Here is a 25,758-nt window from a genome sequence, read left to right as displayed (position 1 = left end):
CTGAGGCGAACCAGGGCGCAAGACCAAAGGCTGCCGGCCAGCGGCCGGCACTACCGTGCCCCTCTCATGGAGGGGCCAAGCCCCTCCATCAACACAGTTGCTCCAGGGATGGATTCACGGCGTCCCCGCCCGGCCCCACCCCTCCGGCCCAGCCGATAAACCGCATTTCGCGACCCACCCACGAGGGGCTGCGCCGTTCGCGGGAACACACTACTTCGCCGGTGACATCCACATGTCGATGACCGCGTTGAACACCTCCGTCCCCGCGTGATCGCGCACGCTCACCGTCACCGGCAGCGCATAGCCCTGCGCCGCGACGACAATCGGCTGCGCCGGCAGCGCCACCGCCCGCAGCGTGCCGCGCGCCTTGGCCAGGTACTGCACCTTCATGCCCTTCGGGATCCAGCGCATGCCCTTCGGCAGCGATGCATCCACCATCAGCCCGGCCGTCAGCTCGGCCAGGTTGCACATCGCGATCGCATGCACCGTGCCGATGTGGTTGCGTACCTTGCGACGGTCGGCCAGCGTGCCTTCGCAGCGGCCGTGCTCCAGGCGGGTGATGCGCGGCGCGATGCTGGCGAAGTAGGGCGCCTTGAAGCACACCGCGCGCGCGAACAGCCAGTTGCCGGCAGGCCAGCGTTGCAGCCGGTGGTAGAGCGAGAGCAGGGGCGTGGACATGGTGAAATTCCTGTCGTCGGATAGAACGACGGCGGGCCGAGGCCCGCCGTCGAAGGCAACGCATGTTCCAGGCGATCAGGCCGCCTGCGAATGCGGGTCCTTGTGCTGGCGGTCGTAGTAGCTGGCCGCGCGCAGTTCGTGGGTGTCGAAGTCGTCCACGGTGATGGTGTCCAGGGTCAACGTGCGCAGCTCTTCCAGCAGGCTGCGTTCGTCCTGGGTGATCACGCCTTCGGCCACGGCTTCGTCCAGCTGGGCCTTGAAGTCCAGCGCTTCGATGCCCTTGCTCTTCAGCGCCTTCAGGAACTTGCGCTCCACCGGCTCGGCCATGATCGCCTTGCTCAGGTAGCTGTTGATGCGGCCACCCGGGTTGTTCTCGCACGGGGTCAGGAACACGCCGCTGGCCAGACGATCACGCGCTTCGTTCGGCGCCATCAGCAGGGCAGCGACGCGACGGCTCAGGCGGTCGCCCGGGGCCTCGGCACGGCGGCCCAGCGGGAAGATCAGCGCCCACATCAGCCAGCCGATCGGACGGATCGGGAAGTTGCGCAGGGCGGCCGACAGCGACTCTTCGATCTTGTGCACGCTGTCATGGAAGGCCCAGGCCAGCAGCGGCTGGTCGGCCTGCGGTGCGCCTTCGTCGTGGTAGCGCTTGAGCATGGCGCTGGTCATGTAGACATGGCTCAGCACATCGCCCAGGCGGCCGGACAGCGATTCCTTGAACTTCAGCTTGCCGCCGAGGGTCATCATCGAGATGTCGGCCATCAGCGCCAGGTTGGCCGAGTAACGGTCCAGCTTGCGGAAGTAGCGGCGGGTGTAGGCGTCGCCCGGGGCGGTACCGAAACGTGCGCCGGTCAGGCCGAACCAGAACGAACGCACGGCGTTGGAGATGCCGTAGCGGATGTGGCCGAACAGGCTGCGGTCGAAGTCCTGCAGGCCGGCACGGGTGTCCGGATCCTGCGCGGCCTTCATTTCCTTCAGCACCCACGGGTGGCAGAGGATCGCACCCTGACCGAAGATCAGCAGGCTGCGGGTCATGATGTTGGCGCCTTCCACGGTGATCGCGATCGGCGCGGCCTGCCAGCTGCGGCCGGCGAAGTTGCGCGGCCCCAGGATGATGCCCTTGCCGCCGATCACGTCCATCATGTCCGAGATCACTTCGCGGCTCATGTTGGTGCAGTGGTACTTGGCGATCGCCGACGGCACCGACGGCACGTCACCACGGTCAACCGCGGCGGCGGTGGCCTGCGACAGCGCGCTGATCTTGTACGCCTTGCCGCCGATGCGGGCCAGCGCTTCTTCCACGCCTTCGAAGCGGCCCACCGACAGGCCGAACTGCTTGCGGATGCGGGCATAGGCGCCGGTCACGGCAGCACCGGCCTTGGCACCGCCGCTGGCGGTGGAGGGCAGGGTGATCGAGCGGCCCACGGCCAGGCACTCGTTGAGCATGTTCCAGCCCTTGCCGGCCATGGCTGCGCCACCGATCAGCTGGGTCAGCGGAATGAACACGTCCTTGCCGCGGATCGGGCCGTTCTGGAACGTCGAGTTCAGCGGGAAGTGGCGACGGCCGATTTCAACACCGGCGGTGTCGCGCGGCAGCAGACCCAGGGTGATGCCGATATCGCGGGTATCGCCGATCAGGCCGTCCGGGTCGTACATGCGGAAGGCCAGGCCGATCAGCGAAGCGACCGGGGCCAGGGTGATGTAGCGCTTGTCGAAGGTCAGCTTGACGCCGAGCACCTGCTCGCCGTTCCACTCGCCCTTGCAGACGATGCCGTAGTCGGGAATGGAGGTGGCGTCGGAGCCGGCGAACGGACCGGTCAGGCCGAAGCAGGGCACTTCGCGGCCATCGGCCAGGCGCGGCAGGTACTGGTCCTTCTGTTCCTGGGTGCCGTAGTGCACCAGCAGTTCACCCGGGCCCAGCGAGTTGGGCACGCCGACGGTGGAGCTGACCACCGAGGACACCGAGGCCAGCTTCTGGATCACCTTGTGGTGGGCCAGCGCGGAGAAGCCCAGGCCGCCGTATTCCTTCGGAATGATCATGCCGAAGAACTTGTTCTTCTTGATGAAGGCCCACAGTTCCGGCGGCAGGTCGGCGTGGACGTGGGTGATTTCCCAGTCGTTGACCATGGTGCACAGCTCTTCGACCGGGCCATCCAGGAAGGCCTGTTCTTCGGCGGTCAGCTGCGGCTTGGGATAGTTGAGCAGGATGTTCCAGTCCGGATCACCGGTGAACAGCTCGCCCTCGAAACCGACCGAGCCGGTTTCCAGCGCGATGCGCTCGGTCTGCGACAGCGGCGGCAGCACCTTGCGGAACACCTTCATCATCGGGCCGGTCAGCAGCGGCTTGCGGATGAACGGCAGCAGCAGCGGCACGGCGATCACCGCCAGCACGGCGGCGGCCACAATCGTGGCGGTCTGGCTGACGTAGGGAATGAACCAGCAGGCGGCCAGCAGGGCCACGCTGATCAGCGTCCAGGTAACCAGCCGCATGCGGTGGTAGGCGACGAACGCGCCTGCCAGCAGCAGGGCGAGGAAGGGAAGAACGATGCTCATGAGCGTGCTCCGGTGACGTGCTCGTTTGTGGCGGACGAAGCTGCAGCATCCGCTGCGGGCAACACGTCCAGATAGTCCAACACAGTAGCGGTAAAGGCGTCGTTGTCATCGCCGGCGACCATGTGCGTGGCCTGCGGCAGCTGTACATGGCGCGCGTGCGGCGCCAACGCCAGGAATTCGGCCACGGTCTGCGGCGTGACCAGGTCGCTGCGGCCGCCGCTGACCAGCAGCAGCGGGCACTTCACCTGGCGTGCGGCCTCGGCCAGCGCGTCCTGGTGCTGCTCGCTGTCGCGGGCCAGTTCGGCCACCAGCCGCGGGTCCCAGTGCCAGCGCCAGCGCCCGTGGCCATCCTCGCGCAGCAGCGCACGCAGCGACTGCTCGGATTTGCGCGGGCGGTGCGGCAGGTAGGCCGAGATCACATCGGCGGCCTGGGTCAGCGAGGCGAAGCCGTCGGGATGGGCGGTCATGAAGGCCAGGATGCGTTCGACGCCGGCGGTGTCCCAGCGCGGGGTGATGTCCACCAGCACCATCGCCGAGAACAGGCCCGGCCAGCGCGATTCGGCCAGCAGGCCGAACAGGCCGCCCATCGAGGCCGCCACCAGCACCGGCGGCCGCGGCTGTTCGCCGGCCAGCACGATCAGGTCATCGGCGAACTGTTCGCCGTGATAAGGCAGGTCGGCGGCATTCCAGTCCGAGTCGCCATGCCCGCGCGCATCGTAGGCCAGGGTCTGCAGTCCCGCCGCAGACAGGGCCCGCGCGGTGGCGTTCCAGGCATGCCGGGTCTGGCCGAAGCCGTGCGCGAACAACACGCGACCGCGGCGGCCGTGGTCGCTGGCGGTCGCCGCCAGGCGCGCGCCGTGGGCGGCATCCAGGCGCAGATCATGGAACGCAGCAGGAGTAGGGGACGTAACCATACTTGATAGTATGGAGTGCTTCGAAGGGAAGTCAATACTGCTCAGTATGGTGCATCGCGGCAGGCGCTCCACGTGGCCCTGCGACGGCTTCCAGCGCAACCGCGTACTGCAACGAACCCCGCCGTATGGTTAAATCAGCCCATGAATCAACCTGACGCTTCCGCCGGCGAACCGCGCGCCGGCCGCAACAGCCGCCTGAGTGCCGAAGACTGGGCCCAGGCGGCCCTCGATCTGATTGCTGAACAAGGTGTCGGCGCCGTCGCGGTAGAGCCGCTGGCGCGCCGTCTCGGGGTCACCAAGGGCAGTTTCTATTGGCATTTCCCCTCGCGCGATGCATTGCTGCAGGCAGCGCTGGAACGCTGGGAGCTGTTCGAACAGGAACAGGTGTTCGGCAGCCTGGAAGACGTGGCGGACCCGCGCGTGCGCCTGCGCCAGCTGTTCCAGATGGTGGCGCATGAAGTGCAGCCGCACATCATCTACAGCGAGCTGCTGAAGGCGCTGGATCATCCGATGGTGCGGCCGGTGATCGACCGCGTCTCGCAGCGCCGCCTCGATTATCTGGTCGCCTCGTTCCGCCAGGCCGGGCTCAGCTCGACTGATGCGCGGCACCGTGCGCGTCTGGCCTATGCGGCCTACGTCGGCTTCCTGCAGCTGTCGTTGCAGCTGCAGCAGCCCAAGCAGGCACGTGAGGACTTCGAAGCCTACGTCGAGCACCTGATCGAGACGCTGATTCCGAACGGATGAGCGCCACACGATGAGCTCACTGGAAGGCCGCGGCATTGCCGCGGCCTTTCTGCTGGGGCCGATACCCTTCGCACGCTGCCGGCCACACAAAGAACAACGGCCCCTTTCGGGGCCGTTGCTGAAGTCATCGATCAATCAACCGATCAGAACTTCTGCTGGTACTTCATGTAGACGAAGCGGCCGATGTCGTAGCCACCGTAGTACGAGTAGCCCGAGTTCGGCTGCGCGTAGGCCGGTGCCGACCAGTGGTCGAACACGTTGTTGGCACCCACGGCCACCGTCGCATTCCACGGCAGGTTGTAGGACACCTGCAGGTCGTGGAAGGTGTTGGAACCCAGTTCGTTCTTCGGCGTGATCTGGCCCAGGGTATCGGGCGAGCTGAAGTTCGGCAGGGTGCAGCGGTCGTCGAAGTAGCAGTCTTCCTTGGTGCCCGAGTAGTAACGCGCGGTCCAGGAAATCGACAGGTTGTCCAGCTGCCAGTTGACGGTCAGGTTCGAACGCAGGCGGAAGTTGCCCTCGAAGCCGTTTCGCTGGGTCGGCGGATTGTCGGTGTTGTCCGACTTGATCTCGTTCTTGGTGACGTAGGTGTTCTGCAGCGAGGTGGTGAAGTTGCCGAAGCCGGTTTCGAAGCGGTAGTTCACGTCGAAATCGAAGCCCTCGGTCTCCACGTAGCCGGCGTTGCGCAGCGCGAAGTCCAGCTGGGTGATGTTGCCGTTGGCGTTACGGGTGAAGCCCACGCAACGCGACTCGATGCCACGCAGGTAGCAGTCGTTCAGCAGGTCGGTCGGCGAATCGGCAACGATGGTGTTGTCGATACGGATGTTCCACCAGTCCAGCGAGGTGTTGAAGCCGCTGAGGAAGCCCGGGCTCCACACGATGCCGATGGTCTTGGACTTCGACGTTTCCGGCGTCAGGCCCGGGGTCGAGCCGGTGACGAACGGCGTGTTGCTGGCCTCACCCGGACCCGGGGCCGGACCGCTGGAGGAGGTGTTCGGCTGGCGGAAGCCGGCCGGCACATCGGCCAGGCAGCGTGCGTTGCCGGCGGCAGGGCCGAAGCTGGTGTCGCACGGGTCGGTGTAGTTCGGGAAGGTCTGCGAGATGCCGCCGTACAGGTCAGCCACGGTCGGCGCACGGAAGCCTTCCGACCAGGTACCGCGGACCAGGATCGAGTCGATCGGCTTCCACTTCAGGCCGAACTTGCTGTTCAGCGTATTGCCGAAGGTGTCGTAATCCGAGTAGCGGGTGGCCGCGGTCAGGGTCAGTTCCTTCGCGCCCGGCAGGTCGGCCAGGATCGGAACCTGCAGTTCCAGGTAGGCTTCGTTGAGGTTGTAGCCACCCTGGGTCGGGCCGGCGGCCAGATCGGTCGAGATACCGGTCTGGGCCAGCGCATCGGGCGAGAACGAGCCGCTCTCTTCACGACGCTCGATGCCCAGCGCCACACCCAGGTCGCCCGCCGGCAGGGTTGCGATGGTGCCGGCGATGTTGGCGAAGAAGTTCTTGGTGGTGGTGCGCGACAGCGCCTGGCCCGGCTGGTACAGGTAGGCCTGGACATTGGGATCGGCCAGGCTGTTGGGCGCGTTGTAGCCGTTGGCGATCAACGGGTTCCACGGGGTGCACGACCCGGGGCCGGTACCCAGCGGAATCGGCGAGTCCGGCGTGCCGCACTGCGCCTGGCCGTTGGCGTTGATGAAGGACGGGCCGGTGGCCTGGCCAACGGCGTAGGTGTTCAGGTTACCCGTGCTGATCTGGGTGCCCTTGTTCTGGTTGTACAGGTAGCCGGCTTCCCAGTCCCAGTAGCGCTCGCCGGTCTGGAAGGTGCCGCTGAACACACCGGTGAAGCGGGTGGTGGTCAGGCTGTTGCGGACTTCGCGCGGCACTTCCCAGCCACGACGCACGTACTGGACGTCTTCGCCGACCGGGTTGAACACGCTGTCAGCGGACAGGCCATTGGCGCTCAGGGCGAAGTCGTCGCTGAAGAACGGATAGCCCGCGTTCTGCGCGAACGAATCACGATCGGTGTACAGCACGCTGGTGTCGAAGCGCACGTTGTCGGTGAAGTCGAAGCGGCCGTTCAGGAAGGCCGACTTGCGCTTGATGCCGCTGTACACGGTCGAGGCCAGCGCCGGGTTGGAGACGTCGATGGTCGGGTCGACCAGGCGGTAGCTGGAGAACTGCGACGGATCCAGGCCCGGAACGTCGCGGCGCAGCGTGTAGAGCTGGTTGTTGTAGACGAAACGGCCCCACTGAGAGGTGCCGGACAGGCCGCCCGGGCGCGGTGCGCTCTTCTCGCCGGTCGGGAAGCGGTCGCGGGCGAACCAGCGGTCCTTGGCCCACACCGGATCTTCGTTGGTGTACTCGACACCGGCGGTCAGCGAGCCACGCTCACCACGGAAGCCCATGATGAAGTCGTAGTTCTCGCGCTTGCCGTCGCCCTGGTCCCACTGGCCGATGTAGACGTTGGCTTCGGCACCTTCGAAGTCCTTGCGGGTGATGATGTTGACCACGCCGGCAATGGCGTCCGAACCGTAGATGGTGGACGCGCCGTCCTTCAGCACTTCGATGCGCTCGACCATCGCCGACGGAATCGAGGCGACGTCCTGCAGGCCGTCGTTGGTGATGCCCAGGCGGCGGCCGTCGATCAGGATCAGGGTGCGGTTGGCACCCAGGTTGCGCAGGTCGATGTAGTAACCGCCGACCGCTTCGCCCGAGCTGAGCGGGGAGGTACGGCTGATGGCAGGCGAACCGGCGGCCGGGATGTTCTGCAGGATGTCGGCGACCGACTTGAAGCCCTGCTTCTCGATCTGGTCGCGGCTGATGGTCATCACCGGCTGTGCGGTTTCGGTATCGACCTGGCGGATGCGCGAACCGGTGACCTCGATACGGTCGAGGTTGGTGGCTTCCTGGGCGTGGGCCGTCGCGGTGCTGGCACCGGCGACAAGCGCGATCACAACTGCGTCACGCAGCTGGCTGGACTTGAGTTTCATTGGCTCTCTCTCTCCAAGAAATCTTGGCTGGGGTTTATGCCCGGCGGGGGAGCGAAAGAGCGCTCCCAAATCGCGAGGCTGACCCGATAGTAGCGGGCGTTCGCCAAGAATTAAAGCTGTGTTAATCAAGTCTGTGATTTTGGTAAATTGACTCTTATTTCATTTAAATCAATGGGTTGCTTATGTGGCTATATAGCCGTGCCTCGTTTGTTAACGCAGAATGACGAAAAAAGTTACGTTTGATATGTACCACAGTATGTCATCGCGTTATTCCAGGTATCCCAGGCCCTTGACGCGCGCATCAAAAGGTATGCAGCGCACATGCGCGACGGGCGCCTCTCGGCGCCCGGCAGGGAACAACGGGGATACGGCCAGGGCCGTGGAAACGGATCAGAGATCCTGTTCGTAGCGCACGTACGGCACGGTGCCGTCGTCGTTGCTTTCATTGCGCGGCGAGAACGGATTCTTGCCACGGCTGATCACATTCTCGGCGCCGACCGTCAGCTGGCCGGACCACGGCGTGCGCCAGGTCAGGCCGATGCCCAGGCCTTCCCACTTGCCCGGCTTGCCGGGCACATCAACGACGCGGCCGATGATGCTGCCGGTGAAGTTGCCATAGCCGGCGCCGATGCTCAGGCTCTTGCTGTCCCAGCGGTCGACCAGTGCCGGCGAGGCGTCGGCCAGCGGCACCAGGCGTGCCTTGGCGTAGGTGCCGGCGATGGAGACGAAGCCTTCGCGGCCGATGTTCTTCTGCGCGAACACGGTCAGATCGTTCTGTTCGGTGCGCAGCGACGGGGTCTTGTTCGGCCCGGCCAGCCACGCCGGCAGGGTCTCGCGGCCGGTACCGGCGGTGATGCCCAGGCGGCTGTTGCCACGGTTCAGCGCGGCGGTGCCGGTGAAACGCCGGCTGTTGAGGTCGTCGTCATCACCCAGGCTGGCCAGCATGCAATGGCTGGCCAGGCCGCTCATGCTGGTACCGCTGCTGCTGTTGCAGAGCAGGCCGAGCGAATCGCCGGAGGACAGGCCGAAGGCAGCGTCCAGCGAATTGCGGCCGAAGTGCCAGCGGGCGCCGGCGGCCTGTTCGCCGGTCGGCTCCAGATACAGCAGGGCCTCGACCTTGCCGCTGCCCTTGTTCCACACCGGCAGCACGGTGCGGGTGTCCTTGCTCTGCGCGTGCACGCCCGTGATCGCGCCAAGGGCGATCAGCAGGGCCAGCGGTAGACGCAGGAAGGTACGCATCGGACCAGTTCAGACAGGGACGGACAACGGAAGTTCCCGTGGGGACGGGAACTCGATCCTAGGGTGTTTATGAATTCTTAACAAGCCTTGATCCTCCCCAGGTACAAGACTGCCGTTTACTGAAGTCGTTCAGGCGCCGGTACTGCCCCCTTGGCGCCGTGGAACAGTATGCCGAACTCCGTCAATGGAAAGTGATATTCACGCCCGCAGAATTCGCATCGCACCTCGACCGCGCCGGTGTCCACGGCAGCGGCGCGTGCTTCTTCCTCACCCAGCGACTGCAGCATGGCCTCGACCCGCTCGCGCGAGCAGGAGCAGGCGAAGGACAGCGGCTTGCCGCCCATCAGCTCCGGGCGCTCCTCGTGGAAGAGCCGGTGCAGCAGCTGTTCGGCCGGGGTGGCCAGCAGTTCGGCCTTGCCCAGGGTCTCGAACAGGGCGCTGGCGCGTGCCCAGCCGTCCTCGTCGCCCTCGTCACCCGGCAGCTTCTGCAGCAGCAGGCCGGCGGCGCCATTGCGGTCGGCGGCCAGCAGCAGGCGGGTCGGCAGCTGTTCGGACTGGCGGAAGTAGTCCTCGAAGGCTTCATCCAGTTCCGGCGCGGTCAGCCCGACCAGGCTCTGGTAGCGCTGCGGTTCGCGCGGGTCCAGGCCGGGGTTCTCGATGGTGATGGCGAGGATGGCGTCATCGCCCAGGGCGGACAGGTCGCGCGGGGCGTCCTCGCCGTCGCTGAGCTGGGCGATGCCGCGCAGTGTGCCGGCCGCGGTGCACTCGGCGAACAGGGTGCGCAGGGCGCTGCTGCTGCGCAGCTGGATCGACAGGCGGCCGTCGATCTTGGTGTGGCCGGTGAACAGCGCGGCTGCCACGCAGGCCTCGCCCAGCAGTTCGGCGGCGGCATCCGGATACTGGGCGTGGGACAGGATTTCCTGCCAGGTGGCCTGCAGGCGTACATGCACGCCGCGGACACCGGCGTCGGGCAGCAGGAAGCGGATCAGGGAATCGGAGTTGGCGGTCATCGGCTCACATCGCGCGTAAACGGGGGCGGTTGCCGGATAATGCGCCGACAACCAGACAGAAGAAGGATGCACCAGTAATGGGGGCAGGGGGAGAGCAGCACAAGGTAGAGGCCGTGGCGCCGCCGCCGCGTCGTCGTCGCTGGCGCTGGAAATACCTGCTGTGGCTGCCACTGCTGCTGGCCGCGTTCAGCTGCCTGCAGGTGCTGGTGCTGCGCTTCATCGACCCGCCCGGGTCCACCGTGATGCTGTGGCGCTACGGCGAGGCGCTGGGCGAGGCGGACTGGTCCTACCGGCTGCATTACCAATGGCGCGACCTGGACCAGATGGCGCCGAGCCTGCCGATTTCACTGGTGGCGGCCGAAGACCAGCGCTTCCCCGAGCACAACGGCTTCGACCTGCAGGCCATCGAGAAGGCCCGCGACCACAACGCCCGCGGCGGGCGCCTGCGCGGGGCCAGCACGATCAGCCAGCAGGTGGCCAAGAACCTGTTCCTGTGGCAGGGCCGCAGCTGGATCCGCAAGGGCCTGGAGGTCTGGTACACCGTGCTGATCGAGGCCATGTGGCCCAAGCAGCGCATCCTGGAGATGTACGCCAACATCGCCGAATTCGGCGATGGGGTGTATGGCGCGCAGGCGGCGGCGCAGAAGTTCTGGGGCAAGGATGCCGCGCGCCTGAGCCCGGCCGAGAGCGCGCGGCTGGCGGCGGTGCTGCCGGCACCGCGGCGCTACAACGCGGCCGCGCCTGGCCCGTATGTGCAGCGCCGCGCGGCGTGGATCCAGCGCCAGGCGCGCCAGCTGGGCGGGGCCGGATATCTGGCCGAGGACTGAGTGCGCGTGCCGCCTGGCCGGCGCATGGCGTGCGCCCATGCAACGTACAATCCGGGCATGACCCGCGAACGGCTTACTTTCGTCATCGCTGCCTACAACGAGGCGCTGGCATTGCCCCTGCTGCATCCGCGCCTGTGTGCGGTGCTCGACGGCATGCCCGAGCTTGATGGCCACATCCTGTATGTGGACGACGGCAGCCACGACGGCACCTGGGAGGTGATTGCCGGGCTGGCCGAGGGCGATGCGCGCGTTTCGGCGCTGCGGCTGTCGCGCAACTTCGGCAAGGAGGCGGCACTGACCGCCGGCCTGGACCTGGTGCGCGAAGGCGCGGCGATGATTCTCGATGCTGATGGCCAGGACCCGCCGGAGCTGGTGCCGCAGTTCGTCGCGCGCTGGCGCGAGGGCCATGACAACGTGTACGGCACGCGCATGGCCCGCGATGGCGAGGCCTGGATCAAGCGCGCCACGGCGGCGATGTTCTACCGGGTGATGGGGCGCCTGTCACGCACGCCGATTCCCGCCGATACCGGCGACTTCCGCCTGCTGTCGGCGCGTGCGTTGAGCGCGCTGCGTGAAATGCGCGAGCGCCACCGTTTCATGAAAGGGCTTTTCAGCTGGGTCGGCTTCAAGCGCATTGCCGTGCCCTACCATCGCCACGCGCGGGTGGCCGGGAGCAGCAAGTTCAGCCTGTGGCGGCTGTGGAACTTCGCGCTGGAGGGCATTACCGGGTTCTCGACGGTACCGCTGCGTACCGCCACCTACCTGGGCCTGGCGACGGCGGCAGTGGCGTTCGTCTTTGGTCTGTGGGTGATCGTGAAGGCGGCCCTGTACGGTGACCGGGTGGCCGGCTGGCCGACGATGATGGCGGTGATCCTGTTCCTGGGCGGGGTGCAGTTGATCGCGCTGGGGCTGATCGGCGAGTACCTGGGGCGGTTGTATGAAGAGTCCAAGCAACGCCCGCTGTACCTGGTTGACGCCTGGCTAGCATCGGCCGTGGCAGACTCGGCCCTGCAACCCACCCTCGGAGGGCAGGCGGATGACCACGGTACGGCAACTGTTGGACGGCAAGTCTCCTGAAGTACATGCGGTCGCGCCGGATGCGGCGGTGATCGATGCGATCCGGTTGATGGCGGAGAAGGGCATCGGGGCGGTGCTGGTAATGGATGGCCCACGACTGGTCGGCATCCTGTCCGAGCGCGATTACGCGCGCAAGATCGTGCTGCGCGATCGTTCCTCACGCGATACGGCGGTGGCCGAGATCATGACCGCGCAGGTGGTGACGGTGTCACCGGGCGAGCAGGTGGAGCACTGCCTGCAGCTGGTGACCGATTACCGCATCCGCCACCTGCCGGTAGTGGAGGGCGCGCAGGTGCTGGGGGTGATTTCCATTGGTGACCTGGTGAAGTCGGTGATCGATGCGCAGCGGCGCGAGCTGGATCATCTGCAGCAGTACATCGTTGCCGGGTGAGGGTGTCGCTGGCGGGCCTGCGGCCCGCCGGCCCGCCAACAGCAAGTGCAGAAGCAGAAGCAGCGCCTTCCTGATACGTCGGAGAGGCGGAGGGCATAGGCGTGCAGGACACGCCGCAAGTACGTCCCTGTAGGCTCGATGGCGCCTTGCTCGTGTGCGCTGTCCTGCGCACACGGCAAGACCAGGGTTGGGCGTCCTGCCCAACCCGCCCGAGGCATGCCTCGGGCCCATGGCGCCAACGGTCCTGCACGCCCATGCCCTCCGCCTCTGGAAACATTTCCGCGAGCGCGGTGCGTACATGCGCGGTGCCTCGCCTTTGGTAGCTGCCAACCTTGGTTGGCAACAGCTTTTGACTTTGCTTTTTTCTTTTGACTTTGAATTTCGCTCTCGTTCCGCGCGCGCAGGAAACTGTCCGGAGCCGGAGCAAGGCGGCAGGCAGGACCGTGAGGCGCATGGATGCGCCGACCGAGCCTACAGGGACGTATTTACGGCGTGTCCTGCCTGTCGCCTTGCTCCGGCTCTACGCGCGGGAAAAGAGGCGCCGCGAACAACGCTGTAACCCTACTTCGCATACTGCCCGCCGCAGTCGGCATCCTTGCCCGGCCCCAGTTCGATCGTCGCCAGCAACGCCGCCGGCGGGGCGATGCTGCCCAGCGCCAGGGCCACCGCGCCACGAATGCCCAGCGCCTTGAAATCCGGGCGGAACGACGGGTCCTTGAACGTGCCGCTGATATGCAGTGGCGAGCGCAGCACCAGGATGCTCTTGTCCTTCGGGCGTGGCTTCAGCAGCAGGTCGAGGGTTTCGTCGCGCAGGCTGAGCGTGCCCTCGCCGATGAGGATCGTGTCGGTGGTATCCACCGCCAGTGCCTGGCTGGTCATCAGCCCGTCGCGCACGCCGAAGTCGGCGAAGGCGCAGCGCAGGGGAATCTGCTTGTCGCCGGTCACCAGGAACTTCAGCGATTCGGTGATATCCAGCCCGGCCAGTTCCATCACCAGGTTGCCGACGTGGCCACGGCCCATCGCCAGCCCGACCTTGCCGCTGCTGCTGCCCAGCATCGCGGCAATCGAGTTGCCACGGCCGCTCAGGTCCACCTCGCCGCCGATGCCGCCCTTGGCCTGTTCGGCCAGCTTCGCGTCCGGGAACAGCTGGCCCAGCTGCACGCCGCGCACGCTGGCCTTCAGCGCGGTGCTGATCTGCGCCTGGCGCGCGTCCATGCGGATCGTGCTGCGGATATCGCCGCCGGCCACGCCGAAGTTCAGCGGGTCCAACCGCAGCACGCCGTCGTCCAGCAGCAGATGCGCATCCATGTCATCCAGTGGCAGTGACGGCGCATTGATGCGGTGGGCCTTCCAGCGCACGTCGGCATCCATCGCGCGCAGCTTGCCGAGGTTGTACGGCGTATCCGGCAGCACCCGGCTGCTGGCGGCAACACGGGCGGCCGCGGCCTTCTGTTCGGCGTTGGCCGTTTCGCCACCCCCGGTTTTCGGCGGTGCGCCGACGAAGCCAGCCAGGTCATCGAAATCCAGGCGCCTGGATTCCAGCGTGGCGGTCAGCCGCGGCCGCGCGCCGCCCACTTCGAACTGAAGGTTGCCTGCCAGGTCGCTGTCACCGACCTTGCCGGTGAAGGCATCGTAGCGCCACACGTTGTGGTCGCGTTTCAGGCGTCCGTCCAGGGCGTAAGGCGGTGAGGGCGGAATGGCGATGCCCAGCAGCGGATAGAGGTCTGCAAGATCCTGGCCGCTGAGCGCGAACTGCAGATCGAACACACGCAGCTGGAACGGATTGGTGAGCGTGCCGCGGGCGACGGCGTGGGTGCTGCCGGCGCGGCCGTCCAGATGGATCCGGAACGGGTGGTCGCTGTCGGTCAGTTCCAGTGGGGATTCGGTGCCACCACGCAGGGTAAACGCATTGCCCTGCCAGTGGCCCTTGCCCTGCACCAGCAGCGGCGGTGCGGCATCGGCCCGCTTCGGCTGGCCGCTGCGCACATCCACGCGGATATCGGTGCGGCCGAGCGCATCGAGGAACTGCAGGCGACCGTCGTCGATGCGCAGGCGCTTGAGTTGGGGGCTGGTTCCGCCGGCGCTGTCACCGAGGAAATCCCAGTTGCCCGGTTCGCCCTTGCGCGGGGCGGTTTCCAGCAGCACGTCGGGCCGGGTCAGGCGCACTTCGGGCAGCTGCACGCTGCCGCGCAGCAGCGGCCAGACCCGCACGTCGATCTCGACCCGGTCGGCGCTGGCCATCTGCGGTTGCCTGGCCCAGCGGGCATTGGCAAAGGTGATCGCATCGGCGCGGATCGTGGTGGTGCGGCCCAGATCGACATCCAGCTGGCCGATGTGCAGCGCACGGCCGGTACGAGCCTGCACCGCACGTTCGACCGGCCCCTTGAACCAGTTCCAGTCCCACAATGCGATCAGCACCAGCAGCGCGGCCAGCAGGAACAGCAGCGCAGCCCACACGCGCTGGCCCCGCGGGCCAGCGCGTCGGAGGCGCCAGCGGGAAGGGCGCCGTGCAGCAGGGGAGGCGGCAGCATTCACACTGCCATGGTTGCGCCCCGATCGTGGACGGGGCGCGAAGCGTCCATGTGCGCGGCGTGCAGGGCCGCGCGGCGGACTGTGGTTACAGCACCTGCATGGTCACCGCGACGAAGTGGCAGACACTGCCGCCGATCACGAACAGGTGCCAGATCGCATGCGAATAGGGGATCGATTCGCGGTGGTAGAAGTAGGTGCCCAGCGTGTAGGACAGGCCGCCGGCCAGCAGCCAGCCCAGCGTCCAGCCGTCGATCGAGGCCAGCATCGGCTTGATCGCCACGATCACCAGCCAGCCCATGGCGATGTAGATGCCGGTGGAAAGCGCCTTGAAGCGGCCGGTGTAGAACAGCTTGAACACCACCCCGGCCAGGGCCAGGGTCCAGATCGCGGCGAACAGGCCCCAGCCCCAGGGGCCGCGCAGGCCGATCAGGGTGAACGGGGTATAGGTGCCGGCGATCAGTACGTAGATCGCGCAGTGGTCGAACACCTTCAGGCGGCCCTTGGCGACCGGGTGCTGGATGGCGTGGTACAGGGTGGAGGCGGTGTACAGCAGCAACAGCGCAATGCCGAACACGATCGCGCCGGCCAGCTGCCAGCCATCGCTGTAGATGGCGGCCAGGGTGATCAGTACCGCGCCGGCGCCCAGGGCCAGCACGGCACCGAGGCCGTGGGTCAGGGCGCTGGCGATTTCTTCGCGGATCGAAGCAACGGAAGTCGTGGACATGGCGTAGGCATCGTTCGCGGGGAGGGGGACCCGCACCCCCCTATCATCGCCGCGATGGCCGGCGCATGCACGCCGGTCACCGTATGGTCGATGAATCCCCGGGTGCTGGGGTCAGAGACCTTTCCTGCGGAAAGGGATCCGACCCCAGGGATCAGGCCACCGACACGGTGTGCGCCGCTTCGCGGGTGGCCGAGAAGCGCACGTCCGGCGCGCGTTCCTGCGCCAGCTGCAGGTTGACCCGGGTCGGCGCCAGGTAGACCAGGTGGCCGGCCGCATCCAGCGCCAGGTTCAGCGCGTTCTTCTCGCGGAACTCTTCCAGCTTCTTTTCGTTGCTGCAATGGACCCAGCGCGCCGTGGTCACGCTGACCGGTTCGAAGGTTGCTTCCACGCCGTACTCGTCCTTCAGGCGGTAGGCGGCCACGTCGAACTGCAGCACGCCGACCGCGCCCAGGATCAGGTCGTTGCTGGTCAACGGGCGGAAGAACTGGGTCGCGCCCTCTTCGGACAGCTGCGCCAGGCCCTTCTGCAGCTGCTTGAGCTTGAGCGGATCGCGCAGGCGTGCACGGCGGAACAGTTCCGGGGCGAAGTTCGGAATGCCGGTGAAGGTGACCGCTTCGCCTTCGGTGAAGGTATCGCCGATGGAAATGGTGCCGTGGTTGTGGATGCCGATCACATCGCCCGGCCACGCTTCGGCGGCGATCTCGCGGTCGCTGGCCATGAAGGTCAGTGCGTTGGCCAGCTTCATTTCCTTGCCGGTGCGCACGTGGAAGGTCTTCATGCCGGCGCTGAAGCGGCCCGAGCAGACGCGCATGAACGCGACGCGGTCGCGATGCTGCGGGTCCATGTTGGCCTGGATCTTGAACACGAAGCCGGTCAGCTTGTTCTCTTCCGGGGCGATCTCGCGGCCGGTGGTGGAACGTGCCTGCGGCGACGGTGCATGCTCGACGAAGAAGTCCAGCAGCGGCTGCACGCCGAAGTTGTTCACGCCCGAGCCGAAGAACACCGGGGTCTGCTTGCCGTCACGGTAGGCCTGCAGATCGAACGGGTGGCTGGCGCCCTGCACCAGTTCCAGTTCGTCGCGCAGCTCGGCCAGCATCTGTGCACCGATCTTCTCGGCAAGGCCGGGGGCATCGATGGACGGGAAGATGGTCGAATCCTGGCGGGTGAAATTGCGGCCCGGTTCGTACAGATGCACTTCGCCGGTCAGCAGGTGCACCACGCCCTTCAGGCGCTGGCCCATGCCGATCGGCCAGGTGACCGGGGCGCACTGGATGCCCAGCACGGTTTCCACTTCATCCAGCAGCTCGATCGGGTCCTTGCCCTCGCGGTCGAGCTTGTTGATGAAGGTCATGATCGGGGTGTCGCGCAGGCGGCACACTTCCATCAGCTTGATGGTGCGCTCTTCCACGCCCTTGGCCACGTCGATCACCATCAGCGCCGAGTCCACCGCGGTCAGCACGCGGTAGGTGTCCTCGCCGAAGTCGGCGTGGCCGGGGGTGTCGAGCAGGTTGACGATCTTGCCTTCGTAAGGGAACTGCATCACCGAGGAGGTGACGGAGATGCCGCGCTCCTTTTCCAGCGCCATCCAGTCGGAGGTGGCGTGGCGGGCCGCCTTGCGGCCCTTGACCGAACCGGCCATCTGGATCGCGCCTCCGAACAGCAGCAGCTTTTCGGTCAGCGTGGTCTTGCCGGCGTCAGGGTGGGAGATGATGGCGAAGGTGCGGCGACGCGACGCTTCGTTGGCGACTTCGGACATGGCAGTGGCGCCCGCCCGGGGCGCTTTTCAAAGAGATAAGCGCCCGATTATACCGGCCGGGGCCGCTCAGCGCCCGGTGCCGCCCTCGGCCTCGCCCTGGCGGGCGAACTGCAGCTGGCCCTGTTCGGCGAAGATGCGCACCGGCACCGAGCGCAGGCCCATGCCACGGTTGACCTGCACCACGAAGTGCAGATGCGGGGCACTGCTGAAGCCGCTGTTGCCGGACAGGCCGAGCGGCTGCCCGGCCTGCACCGCCTGGCCACGGCGCACGCGCATGCCTCCGGCCTGCAGATGGCCATACAGGGCCATGCTGCCGTCGCTGTGCAGGACACGGATGAAGTTGGCGCGGCCGCCATCGCGTTCACGGTCCAGGCCGTTGCCCTGGTAGCCATCCTGGATCTGCATCACCGTGCCCTCGCGCGCGGCCAGCACCCGCGTGCCCTCGGGCAGCGCGAAGTCGACCGCATCGCGGTTCTCCTCATCATCGTGGCTGAACCGGCCCTGCGGTGCCTGGTCCACGCGCAGGCGCGCGGTGTCGAAGGGCAGCCGGTAGGCCACGTCCTCGGCCTGTGCGCGGGGGCTGCCGGGCACCGACTGCAGGCGCAGGTCCAGCGTGTCGCCGTTGGCGGGGGCAGGCAGGTGACCGACCACCAGGCTGCTGTCGCCCTGGATCAGTGACTGCACCGGCAGGCCTTCGACAGCGCGGCCAGGCGCGGCGCGCAGCTCAATCTGCAGCGGCCCGGCCAGTGCGTTGTCGATCCGCGCCTGCCACTGTTCGCCGATCGGCTGCAGGCGCAGCTGGGCCATCGGAACGGCCTCCTTTGCGGCGCCCGCGCCGGTGCTGGCGCGGGTGGGCGGCTTCGGCAGCATCCCCCAACCCTGGCGCCAGTCGCTGGCCCCGGCGGAGGCACTGGCCAGCAGCGGCAGGAGCAGGCAGGTCAGGGGCAGGCGTGGCATCGGCGATTCAGGAAAATGGACCGCCGGGACTGTACCCGATCCTGAACGGAGCGACCGCGACGGCGCTCGCAGAGTGGAGTCGGGAGAATATTCATCGCTTTATCCGCATGAAGGGATTGACAGTGCTGCAAAGGGCTGGCATCGTGGCTCCACCATCGAGACCGGCAGAGGGACAGGCCCTTTGAAGCCGGGGCAGCCCGCAGACGCGCAAGCATCTGCGTAGGTGCCAAATCCTGCGGGGACCGTGGCGTCCACCGAAAGATGGTTCGAACCATGCACCGCACGTGCATCTCGAACGCGAGCCCCGCGAAGGCTCGATGGCCGATTCCCCAACTGGATCCCGCCATGAGCTTCGCTGCCAGTACCGCCGTTCGCCCCGAACCCTTTGTCCCCGTCAGCGTGCCGGTCGAAGGCCGCGTGCATGCCGAGCGCGGCGAGTTCGCCGCGGTGCTGTCGATGCGTCATGCCGGCCCCAGCCCGGTACGCCTGCGCTACGAGTGGGTGGGCCCGGCCAACGCGCCGGTGGTGGTGCTGGCCGGTGGCATTTCCGCGCATCGCCATGTGGCCTCCAACCCGCAGTTCAGCGAGAAGGGCTGGGCTGAAGATCTGGTCGGCAACGGCCGCACGCTGGATCCGCAGCAGCTGCGCGTACTTGCGTTCGACTTCATCGGTGCCGATGGGGCGCTGGACGTACCGATCGATACCGCCGACCAGGCCGATGCACTGGCCCTGCTGCTGGATCATCTCGGCATCCGCACGCTGAAGGCGTTCGTCGGCTATTCGTATGGCGCGCTGGTTGGCCAGCAGTTCGCGATCCGTCACCGCGCCCGCGTCCGCCAGCTGGTGCTGGCCAGCGGCGCGCATCGCCCGCATCCGTATGCCGCGGCCTGGCGCGCACTGCAGCGCCGCGCCGTCGCCCTCGGCCAGCTGCAATGTGGCGAGGACCACGGCCTGGCCCTGGCCCGGCAGTTCGCCATGCTCAGCTACCGCACCCCGGAAGAATTCGGCGAGCGCTTCGACGCTGCGCCGGAAGTCATCAATGGGCGCGTGCGCGTGGCCGCCGAAGACTACCTCGACGCCGCCGGCGCGCAGTACGTCGCGCGCACGCCGGTGACCGCCTACCTGCGCTTGTCCGAATCGATCGATCTGCACCGTGTCGACCCCGCCGCGATCCTGCCGCCGACCGTGGTGGTCGCGGTGGAGGGCGACCGCCTGGTGCCGCTGGCCGATCTTGTCGGCCTGGTCGAAGGACTGGGCCCACGCGGCAGCCTGCGCGTGCTGCGCTCGCCCTACGGCCACGACGCCTTCCTCAAAGAAACCGATCGCATCGACGCGATCCTCGCCACCGCCTTCCGCACCTCTGGAGAGTCCGCATGAGCCTGCACGCCAACGAGCCGTCCTGTAGTCGCACCACCGCCGCGGTCCGCGCCGGCATCGATCGCGATACCGCCCACGGTGCCGTGACCCCGCCGATCGTGCTGTCGTCGAACTTCAGTTTCGAAGGCTTCGGCAACAAGCGCCAGTACGACTACACGCGCAGTGGCAATCCGACCCGCGACCTGCTGGGTGAAGCACTGGCCGAACTGGAAGGCGGCGTCGGCGGTGTGGTCACTGCCACTGGCATGGGCGCGATCAACCTGGTGCTGAACGCACTGCTGCAGCCCGGCGATACCCTGGTGGTGCCGCATGATGCGTACGGCGGCAGCTGGCGCCTGTTCAACGCGCTGGCAAAGAAGGGCCACTTCGAACTGGTCACCGCCGACCTCACCGATCCGCGCGCGCTGGCGCAGGCGCTGGCCACCCAGCCGAAGCTGGTGCTGGTGGAAACCCCGTCCAACCCGCTGCTGCGCATCACCGACCTGCGCTTCGTGATCGAAGCCGCGCACAAGGCCGGTGCCCTCGTTGTGGTCGACAACACCTTCCTGTCGCCGGCACTGCAGCAGCCGCTGGCCTTCGGCGCCGATCTGGTGCTGCATTCCACCACCAAGTACATCAATGGCCACAGCGACGTGGTCGGTGGTGCGGTGGTGGCACGTGATCCGGCGCTGCATGAGCAGCTGGTGTGGTGGGGCAACGCGTTGGGCCTGACTGGTTCGCCGTTCGATGCGTTCCTGACCCTGCGCGGCCTGCGCACGCTGGATGCGCGCCTGCGCGTGCACCAGGAGAACACCGCTTCGATCGTCGCCCTGCTGGACCAGCATCCTGCGGTGGGCCGCGTCTATTACCCCGGGCTGGCCGATCACCCCGGTCACGCCATCGCCGCACGCCAGCAGAGCGGCTTCGGCGCGATGCTGTCGTTCGAGCTGGCCGACTGCGAAGGTGACGATCCGCATGCCGCCGTGCGTGCGTTTGTCGACGGCCTGCGCTGCTTCACCCTGGCCGAATCGCTGGGCGGCGTGGAAAGCCTGATCGCGCACCCGGCCACCATGACCCATGCCGCGATGACCGCCGAAGCGCGCGCCGCCGCCGGCATCAGCGAGGGCCTGCTGCGGCTGTCGGTCGGTATCGAGGCCGAGCGTGACCTGCTGGCCGATCTCGGCGCCGCGCTGCAGCGCGCCGAAGCGGTGATCGACGCGGCCGCGAGCCGCAAACTGGTGGTGGACGCATGAACGCACTGGCCGCTGACATCCCCGCGCTGGGCGCGGGGCGCCTGGCGCTGCTCGGCACTGGCACCGTGGGCTCGGCCTTCGTGCAGCGTTACCAGGCGTTGCAGGCACGGGGGCTGGAACTGCCCAATGTGCAGTGGCTGGCCAATTCGCGCACCGCACTGGCGATCGATCGCGACCTGGCGCTGCCGCTGGAGCTTGCGCGGCGCGCGCCCCGTGACGGCCAGCGTTCGCCGCCCTGGTCCAGCGCCGAAGGCCTGGAACGAGGTGACGTGGTGGTCGATGCCACGGCCAGCGAAGACGTCGCGGCCCGCCACGCGCAGTGGCTGGCGCGCGGCGTGCACGTGGTGACGGCCAACAAGCTGGGCCGGGGTGCGCAGCTGGCACGCGCGCAGGCGATTGCTGAAAGCTGCGCCGACAGTGGCGCGCGCTATGGCGACAGTGCCACGGTGGGTGCGGGCCTGCCGTTGTTGAGCAGCCTGCGCGCGCTGGTGGCCGGCGGCGATCACATCCACGCCATCGAAGGTGTGCTGTCCGGCTCGCTGGCCTGGCTGTTCCATCGCTACGATGGCCAGTCGCCATTCTCGGCGGCGGTGCGCGAGGCGCTGGCCGCCGGCTACACCGAGCCCGATCCGCGCCTGGACCTTTCCGGCGAAGACGTGCGTCGCAAGCTGCTGATCCTCGCTCGCAGCAGCGGGCTGGCGCTGGATGCTGCGCAGGTGCAGGTGGATTCACTGGTGCCCGACGCATTGACGGCGCTACCGCTGGAAGCAGCCGTCGCAGCGTTGGAGCAGTTGGATGCGCCGCTGCAGGCGCGTTGGCGGCAGGCGCGCGACAACGGTTGTGTGCTGCGCTTTGTCGGTCGCGTCGATGGCGAAGGTGCGCAGGTAGGCCTGCGCGAACTGCCCGCCGATCACCCGTTGGCGCAGGGCGCAGGCACTGACAATCGCGTGGCCATCCACAGCGACCGCTATCAGCGCCAGCCGTTGTTGATCCAGGGCCCGGGCGCGGGCGCGGAAGTCACCGCCGCCGCACTGCTGGACGACGTGCTGCGGATCGTGGGCTGATCCCAACGCTTCTGTAGAGCCGAGCCTACGCTCGGCTGCTGCTGGCAAAATCCCCTCCTGCCGGATGAGCCGAGCGTGGGCTCGGCTCTACAGGGGAGGGCTGCCGTTCAATGCGCCTTCAATGCCTTCAGCAACGCCGCATTGAACTGCTTCGGATCCTGCACCTGCGGCGAATGGCCCAGCTCGGCGAACTCGACCAGCGTCGCGCCGGGAATCGCCGCCGCCGCCGCCCTGCCCAGTGCCGGATAGTTGCCCAGCGTCACCTTCAGGTCTGGCGCTGCCAGATCGCGGCCGATCGCGGTGCGGTCCTTCTGGCCGATGAACAGCGTGGTCGGTACCCGCACGTTCTTCAGCTCGTACACCACCGGCTGGTTGAACACCATGTCCGAGGCCAGCGCCTGGCTCCACGCAACGGCCTGCTTGCCTGGGCCTTCGTACATGCCCGACTGCATCCGCGCCCACGGTTCGTAGGCGGGCTTCCACGTGCCGTCGTAGTACACGTCCAGCTGGTAACGGCGGATGCTGTCATAGCTGGTTTTCAGCTCGCCGGCATACCAGGCATCCACGCTGCGCCACGGTACGCCCAGCGCCTTCCAGTCTTCCAGCCCGATCGGATTGACCAGCGACAGACTGCGCAGGTCCTGCGGGTACATCAGTGCGTAACGCAGCGCCAGCATGCCGCCCATCGAGTGGCCGACCAGATGCACCGGGGTCTCCCCCAGTTGCAGCTGTTGCAGCAGCGCATGGGTGTTGGCGGCCAGCTGCGCGAACGAGTACTGGTAACGCTCGGGCTTGCTCGACTTGCAGAAGCCGACCTGGTCCGGTGCGATCACCCGGTAGCCAGCGGCCAGCAACGGCGTGATCGATTCCTTCCACGTCGCTGCGCAGAAGTTCTTGCCGTGCAGCAGCACCACCACACCGATCGGCGCCTGCTTCGGCGCGAGGTCCAGATAGGCCATCTCCAGCGGCTGCCGCTGCGATTCCAGCGCGAAGGTCTTTACTGGATAGCCGTAGTCGAAGCCTTCCAGCCGCGGACCGTAGCTGGGCGCGGCCAGGGCAGGCAGCGGAAGGCAGGCAAGCAGGGCAGCAGCGATCACGCGCATGGGGCAATCCGGGGGCAGGGGAGCCTCGAGCCTAACCGCAAACCGATGATAGCGTCGTGCGACTGGGTAGAGTCGACTGTTAGTCGACTGCTCTTCCCACAGACCGCGAAAATCCAGCGCTGCGCGCGATAGTCGACTAACAGTCGACTCTACCGGCGGCCCGACGCCATCGCGCCGGGGCCGGCCGCCCTCAACACTCGATGACGTTCACCGCCAGCCCACCGCGGCTGGTTTCCTTGTATTTGTCCTGCATGTCGCGGCCGGTATCGCGCATGGTCTTGATCACCTTGTCCAGCGACACCTTGTGCTTGCCGTCGCCGCGCATCGCCATGCGCGAGGCGTTGATCGCCTTCACCGCGCCCATCGCGTTGCGCTCGATGCACGGAATCTGCACCAGGCCACCGATCGGGTCGCAGGTCAGGCCGAGGTTGTGTTCCATGCCGATTTCCGCGGCGTTCTCGATCTGGCTCGGGTTGCCACCCAGTGCCGCGACCAGGCCGCCGGCGGCCATCGAGCAGGCCACGCCCACTTCGCCCTGGCAGCCCACTTCGGCGCCGGAGATCGAGGCGTTTTCCTTGTACAGGATGCCGATTGCCGCCGAGGTCAGCAGGAAATCGAACACGCGCTGTTCGTTCGCACCCGGGCAGAAACGATCGAAGTAGTGCAGCACCGCCGGCAGCACGCCGGCCGCGCCGTTGGTCGGCGCGGTGACCACACGGCCACCGGCTGCGTTTTCCTCGTTCACCGCCAGTGCGTACAGGTTCACCCAGTCCAGCGTGGTCAGTGGATCGCGCATCGCCGCTTCCGGCTTCGACGACAGCTCGCGGTACAGCGCCGGCGCACGACGGCCCACCTTCAGGCCACCCGGCAGCACGCCTTCCTCGCGGATGCCGCGTGCCACGCACGACTGCATGGCGCTCCAGATCTCGCGCAGGTTGGCGCGGATCTCGTCTTCGCTGCGCCAGCACTTCTCGTTCTCGAACATCAGCTGGGCGATGCTCAGGCCGCTGCGCGCGGTCTGCGCCAGCAGCTCGTCGCCGCTCTTGAACGGGTAGGGCAGCGGGGTTTCGTCGGGCACGATGCGGTCATCGGCCGCGTCGTCCTGGTTGACCACGAAGCCGCCACCGATGGAGTAGTAATCGCGGGTGGCGATCACTTCGTCCTCGGCGTTGTACGCGGTGAAGCGCATGCCGTTGGTGTGGTACGGCAGCTTCTGGCGCTTGTTCATGCCCAGGTCGCGCTTCTCGTCGAAGGCGATCTCGTGCTGGCCCATCAGCTGGATGCGCTTGCTGCTGCGGATGCGCTCCAGCGTGGCCGGAATGATGTCCGGATCGATCAGGTTCGGGCGCTGGCCTTCCAGGCCGAGCAGGATCGCCTTGTCGGTGCCATGGCCGCGGCCGGTCAGCGCCAGCGAGCCGTAGACATCGGCGCGGATGCGGGCGACCTCGTGCAGGCGGCCCGGATCCAGCAGCCAGCGGTGGATGAATCGCTCGGCGGCCTTCATCGGCCCGACGGTGTGCGAGGAACTCGGACCAATGCCGATCTTGAAAACGTCGAACGTGCTGACAGCCATGGATGCCAAACTGCGGGTACCGGACAAGCCGCTATTCTAACGGCTTGCCGGGCCATTCGATGGCTGCGGCGCAGCATTTCCGCCATGGGAGCCGAACCGGTGTTGATCCTGATCCAGCGTGACGACTGCCACCTGTGCGACCTGGCCCTGGCCGAGCTGGCCAAGGCGCGGGCGCCGGAGTTCGAATCGGTGTTCCTGGATGACCAGCCGGCGCTGGAAGCACGGTATGGCGCCCGCGTGCCGGTGCTGCGCGACGAGGCGGGCGATCGCGAGCTGGACTGGCCGTTCGATGCGGTCACAGTGCAGGCCTGGCTGGCCGTCGATCGGTAGTGCCGGCCGCTGTCCGGCAACCCCGCCATACCCGGTGATGCCGGCCAGCGGCCGGCACTACCAGATGCGTTGCGATGCCCGGTGATGCCGGCCAGCGGCCGGCACTACCGGAAGCGTCTTATTTCGCGTCGAACTTCACGATCGTGCTGATCGCGGTTTCGTCGGGGATGGTCTTGGTGTCGGCCCAGTCACCGGCACCCACCGCGAAGTCCAGGCGCTTGACCGTGGCCTTGCCGGTCAGCACCGGCTGCGCACCCGGCTTCCAGGTGAAGGTGAGGGTGACCGGCTTGCTGACGCCACGCAGTTCCAGCGTGCCATCGGCGGCGAACTGATCATTGCCGACGGCGCGGAAGCCCTTGGCGGTGTAGCGCGCGGTGGCGAATTTGCCGACGTTGAAGAAGTCGGCGCCCTGCAGGGTCGAGTCACGGTCGCTGTTGCCGCTCTTTGCGCCGGCCAGCGGGATCACCACGTCCAGCGAACCGGCGGCCGGATTGGCCGGGTCGAAGCTGAGCTTGGTGGCAAAGCCGGGGAAGCTGCCGGTGAACACTTCGCCGTCGTACTTGCTGGCAAACACCAGGATCGAACCGGCACCGGGCGCCTGTGCGTAGTCGGCGGCAAGCGCCGGGGCAGTGGCCAGCATGCCGGCCAGGGCGGCGGCCACGGCGGCCGGAGTGGTCAGTTTCAGGTTCATCG

General features: G+C 67.1%; 21 protein-coding genes and 1 riboswitch. Of the genes, 8 read left to right on the top strand and 13 right to left on the bottom strand.

What is annotated here, in order from left to right; translation table 11 throughout:
• Positions 1 to 210: 210 nt before the first annotated feature.
• The 3 genes from C9412_RS08740 to C9412_RS08730 all read right to left on the bottom strand — a co-directional run bounded on the left by C9412_RS08740 (position 211) and on the right by C9412_RS08730 (position 4,145).
• A complete protein-coding gene (locus C9412_RS08740; protein WP_107231250.1) occupies positions 211 to 678 on the bottom strand; it encodes a hotdog fold domain-containing protein in 468 nt (155 codons plus the stop codon).
• Positions 679 to 753: 75 nt separating this feature from the next.
• Positions 754 to 3,231 carry an acyl-CoA dehydrogenase gene (locus tag C9412_RS08735; RefSeq protein WP_107231249.1) on the bottom strand — a complete coding sequence of 826 codons (2,478 nt, stop codon included), beginning with the start codon at positions 3,229 to 3,231 and terminating at the stop codon, positions 754 to 756.
• Complete coding sequence (locus C9412_RS08730; protein ID WP_107231248.1) at positions 3,228 to 4,145, bottom strand: alpha/beta hydrolase; 918 nt, start codon at positions 4,143 to 4,145, stop codon at positions 3,228 to 3,230. Before C9412_RS08730 ends, C9412_RS08735 begins: the two co-directional genes overlap by 4 nt.
• 141 nt (positions 4,146 to 4,286) lie before the next feature.
• Here C9412_RS08730 and C9412_RS08725 point away from each other — a divergent pair, with 141 nt between their 5' ends.
• Positions 4,287 to 4,889 (top strand): TetR/AcrR family transcriptional regulator, encoded by a 603-nt coding sequence (locus C9412_RS08725; protein WP_107231247.1) that lies wholly within the window; start codon positions 4,287 to 4,289, stop codon positions 4,887 to 4,889.
• 143 nt (positions 4,890 to 5,032) lie between these two features.
• Here the strand turns inward: C9412_RS08725 and C9412_RS08720 are convergent, their stop codons facing one another.
• The 3 genes from C9412_RS08720 to C9412_RS08710 form a co-directional block, all read right to left on the bottom strand.
• The gene (locus C9412_RS08720; RefSeq protein ID WP_107231246.1) at positions 5,033 to 7,873 is read right to left on the bottom strand and encodes a TonB-dependent receptor; all 2,841 of its coding nucleotides are present in this window, start codon (positions 7,871 to 7,873) and stop codon (positions 5,033 to 5,035) included.
• 390 nt (positions 7,874 to 8,263) lie between these two features.
• The gene (locus tag C9412_RS08715; protein ID WP_057497274.1) at positions 8,264 to 9,112 is read right to left on the bottom strand and encodes a hypothetical protein; all 849 of its coding nucleotides are present in this window, start codon (positions 9,110 to 9,112) and stop codon (positions 8,264 to 8,266) included.
• Between the two features lie 116 nt (positions 9,113 to 9,228).
• Positions 9,229 to 10,122, bottom strand: a complete 894-nt coding sequence (locus tag C9412_RS08710; protein ID WP_107231245.1) for an Hsp33 family molecular chaperone HslO — start codon at positions 10,120 to 10,122, stop codon at positions 9,229 to 9,231.
• 77 nt (positions 10,123 to 10,199) lie between these two features.
• Here C9412_RS08710 and mtgA point away from each other — a divergent pair, with 77 nt between their 5' ends.
• The 3 genes from mtgA to C9412_RS08695 are packed head-to-tail and all read left to right on the top strand — an operon-like array spanning position 10,200 to position 12,417.
• Positions 10,200 to 10,949 (top strand): monofunctional biosynthetic peptidoglycan transglycosylase, encoded by a 750-nt coding sequence (mtgA, locus tag C9412_RS08705; protein ID WP_107231244.1) that lies wholly within the window; start codon positions 10,200 to 10,202, stop codon positions 10,947 to 10,949.
• Between the two features lie 57 nt (positions 10,950 to 11,006).
• Entirely contained in the window at positions 11,007 to 12,026 is a 1,020-nt protein-coding gene (locus C9412_RS08700) for a glycosyltransferase family 2 protein (protein WP_107231243.1), read from the top strand.
• Positions 11,986 to 12,417 carry a CBS domain-containing protein gene (locus C9412_RS08695; RefSeq protein ID WP_107231242.1) on the top strand — a complete coding sequence of 144 codons (432 nt, stop codon included), beginning with the start codon at positions 11,986 to 11,988 and terminating at the stop codon, positions 12,415 to 12,417. The genes C9412_RS08700 and C9412_RS08695 overlap by 41 nt, the downstream gene beginning before the upstream one ends.
• Positions 12,418 to 12,978: 561 nt before the next feature.
• On the opposite strand, the gene C9412_RS08690 is transcribed toward C9412_RS08695, so the two are convergent.
• The 4 genes from C9412_RS08690 to C9412_RS08675 form a co-directional block, all read right to left on the bottom strand.
• A complete protein-coding gene (locus C9412_RS08690) occupies positions 12,979 to 14,952 on the bottom strand; it encodes an AsmA family protein (protein ID WP_107231241.1) in 1,974 nt (657 codons plus the stop codon).
• A gap of 82 nt (positions 14,953 to 15,034) precedes the next feature.
• Positions 15,035 to 15,673: a hemolysin III family protein gene (locus C9412_RS08685; RefSeq protein WP_010482744.1), complete on the bottom strand. Its 639-nt coding sequence runs from the start codon at positions 15,671 to 15,673 to the stop codon at positions 15,035 to 15,037.
• Between the two features lie 151 nt (positions 15,674 to 15,824).
• A complete protein-coding gene (locus C9412_RS08680) occupies positions 15,825 to 17,429 on the bottom strand; it encodes a peptide chain release factor 3 (RefSeq protein WP_107231240.1) in 1,605 nt (534 codons plus the stop codon).
• 66 nt (positions 17,430 to 17,495) lie between these two features.
• On the bottom strand, positions 17,496 to 18,386 hold the full coding sequence (locus tag C9412_RS08675; protein WP_107231239.1) for a M23 family metallopeptidase: 891 nt from the start codon (positions 18,384 to 18,386) through the stop codon (positions 17,496 to 17,498).
• 149 nt (positions 18,387 to 18,535) lie between these two features.
• A riboswitch (SAM riboswitch) is annotated at positions 18,536 to 18,654 on the top strand.
• A gap of 77 nt (positions 18,655 to 18,731) precedes the next feature.
• On the opposite strand from C9412_RS08675, the gene C9412_RS08670 reads away from it, so the two are divergent.
• The 3 genes from C9412_RS08670 to C9412_RS08660 are packed head-to-tail and all read left to right on the top strand — an operon-like array spanning position 18,732 to position 22,059.
• Positions 18,732 to 19,763: a homoserine O-succinyltransferase gene (locus C9412_RS08670; RefSeq protein ID WP_107231238.1), complete on the top strand. Its 1,032-nt coding sequence runs from the start codon at positions 18,732 to 18,734 to the stop codon at positions 19,761 to 19,763.
• Positions 19,760 to 20,995: an O-succinylhomoserine (thiol)-lyase gene (locus C9412_RS08665; RefSeq protein WP_107231237.1), complete on the top strand. Its 1,236-nt coding sequence runs from the start codon at positions 19,760 to 19,762 to the stop codon at positions 20,993 to 20,995. The genes C9412_RS08670 and C9412_RS08665 overlap by 4 nt, the downstream gene beginning before the upstream one ends.
• Positions 20,992 to 22,059 (top strand): homoserine dehydrogenase, encoded by a 1,068-nt coding sequence (locus tag C9412_RS08660; protein ID WP_107231236.1) that lies wholly within the window; start codon positions 20,992 to 20,994, stop codon positions 22,057 to 22,059. Before C9412_RS08665 ends, C9412_RS08660 begins: the two co-directional genes overlap by 4 nt.
• Before the next feature lie 107 nt (positions 22,060 to 22,166).
• On the opposite strand, the gene C9412_RS08655 is transcribed toward C9412_RS08660, so the two are convergent.
• Together C9412_RS08655 and C9412_RS08650 are read right to left on the bottom strand one after the other, a co-directional pair.
• The gene (locus C9412_RS08655; RefSeq protein ID WP_107231235.1) at positions 22,167 to 23,162 is read right to left on the bottom strand and encodes an alpha/beta hydrolase; all 996 of its coding nucleotides are present in this window, start codon (positions 23,160 to 23,162) and stop codon (positions 22,167 to 22,169) included.
• A gap of 190 nt (positions 23,163 to 23,352) precedes the next feature.
• Entirely contained in the window at positions 23,353 to 24,735 is a 1,383-nt protein-coding gene (locus C9412_RS08650; protein ID WP_107231234.1) for an L-serine ammonia-lyase, read from the bottom strand.
• 99 nt (positions 24,736 to 24,834) lie between these two features.
• On the opposite strand from C9412_RS08650, the gene C9412_RS08645 reads away from it, so the two are divergent.
• Positions 24,835 to 25,065: a glutaredoxin family protein gene (locus C9412_RS08645; RefSeq protein WP_107231271.1), complete on the top strand. Its 231-nt coding sequence runs from the start codon at positions 24,835 to 24,837 to the stop codon at positions 25,063 to 25,065.
• Positions 25,066 to 25,183: 118 nt separating this feature from the next.
• Here the strand turns inward: C9412_RS08645 and C9412_RS08640 are convergent, their stop codons facing one another.
• Positions 25,184 to 25,756 (bottom strand): YceI family protein, encoded by a 573-nt coding sequence (locus C9412_RS08640; protein ID WP_057498365.1) that lies wholly within the window; start codon positions 25,754 to 25,756, stop codon positions 25,184 to 25,186.
• Positions 25,757 to 25,758: the final 2 nt, after the last annotated feature.

The organism is Stenotrophomonas sp. Nf1 (assembly GCF_003028475.1).
GTDB lineage: Bacteria > Pseudomonadota > Gammaproteobacteria > Xanthomonadales > Xanthomonadaceae > Stenotrophomonas.
Note: the sequence above shows the minus strand (reverse complement) of the source record. Positions and strands in the feature narration are given on the sequence as shown.

Coding starts and splice junctions, on each gene's coding strand:
- C9412_RS08640 (WP_057498365.1), bottom strand. CDS start 25,756: ATGAACCTGAAACTGACCACTCCGGCCGCCGTGGCCGCCGCCCTGGCC.
- C9412_RS08660 (WP_107231236.1), top strand. CDS start 20,992: ATGAACGCACTGGCCGCTGACATCCCCGCGCTGGGCGCGGGGCGCCTG.
- C9412_RS08675 (WP_107231239.1), bottom strand. CDS start 18,386: ATGCCACGCCTGCCCCTGACCTGCCTGCTCCTGCCGCTGCTGGCCAGT.
- C9412_RS08695 (WP_107231242.1), top strand. CDS start 11,986: ATGACCACGGTACGGCAACTGTTGGACGGCAAGTCTCCTGAAGTACAT.
- C9412_RS08725 (WP_107231247.1), top strand. CDS start 4,287: ATGAATCAACCTGACGCTTCCGCCGGCGAACCGCGCGCCGGCCGCAAC.
- C9412_RS08715 (WP_057497274.1), bottom strand. CDS start 9,112: ATGCGTACCTTCCTGCGTCTACCGCTGGCCCTGCTGATCGCCCTTGGC.
- mtgA (WP_107231244.1), top strand. CDS start 10,200: ATGGGGGCAGGGGGAGAGCAGCACAAGGTAGAGGCCGTGGCGCCGCCG.
- C9412_RS08685 (WP_010482744.1), bottom strand. CDS start 15,673: ATGTCCACGACTTCCGTTGCTTCGATCCGCGAAGAAATCGCCAGCGCC.
- C9412_RS08710 (WP_107231245.1), bottom strand. CDS start 10,122: ATGACCGCCAACTCCGATTCCCTGATCCGCTTCCTGCTGCCCGACGCC.
- C9412_RS08700 (WP_107231243.1), top strand. CDS start 11,007: ATGACCCGCGAACGGCTTACTTTCGTCATCGCTGCCTACAACGAGGCG.
- C9412_RS08735 (WP_107231249.1), bottom strand. CDS start 3,231: ATGAGCATCGTTCTTCCCTTCCTCGCCCTGCTGCTGGCAGGCGCGTTC.
- C9412_RS08650 (WP_107231234.1), bottom strand. CDS start 24,735: ATGGCTGTCAGCACGTTCGACGTTTTCAAGATCGGCATTGGTCCGAGT.
- C9412_RS08730 (WP_107231248.1), bottom strand. CDS start 4,145: ATGGTTACGTCCCCTACTCCTGCTGCGTTCCATGATCTGCGCCTGGAT.
- C9412_RS08655 (WP_107231235.1), bottom strand. CDS start 23,162: ATGCGCGTGATCGCTGCTGCCCTGCTTGCCTGCCTTCCGCTGCCTGCC.
- C9412_RS08740 (WP_107231250.1), bottom strand. CDS start 678: ATGTCCACGCCCCTGCTCTCGCTCTACCACCGGCTGCAACGCTGGCCT.
- C9412_RS08665 (WP_107231237.1), top strand. CDS start 19,760: ATGAGCCTGCACGCCAACGAGCCGTCCTGTAGTCGCACCACCGCCGCG.
- C9412_RS08680 (WP_107231240.1), bottom strand. CDS start 17,429: ATGTCCGAAGTCGCCAACGAAGCGTCGCGTCGCCGCACCTTCGCCATC.
- C9412_RS08720 (WP_107231246.1), bottom strand. CDS start 7,873: ATGAAACTCAAGTCCAGCCAGCTGCGTGACGCAGTTGTGATCGCGCTT.
- C9412_RS08670 (WP_107231238.1), top strand. CDS start 18,732: ATGAGCTTCGCTGCCAGTACCGCCGTTCGCCCCGAACCCTTTGTCCCC.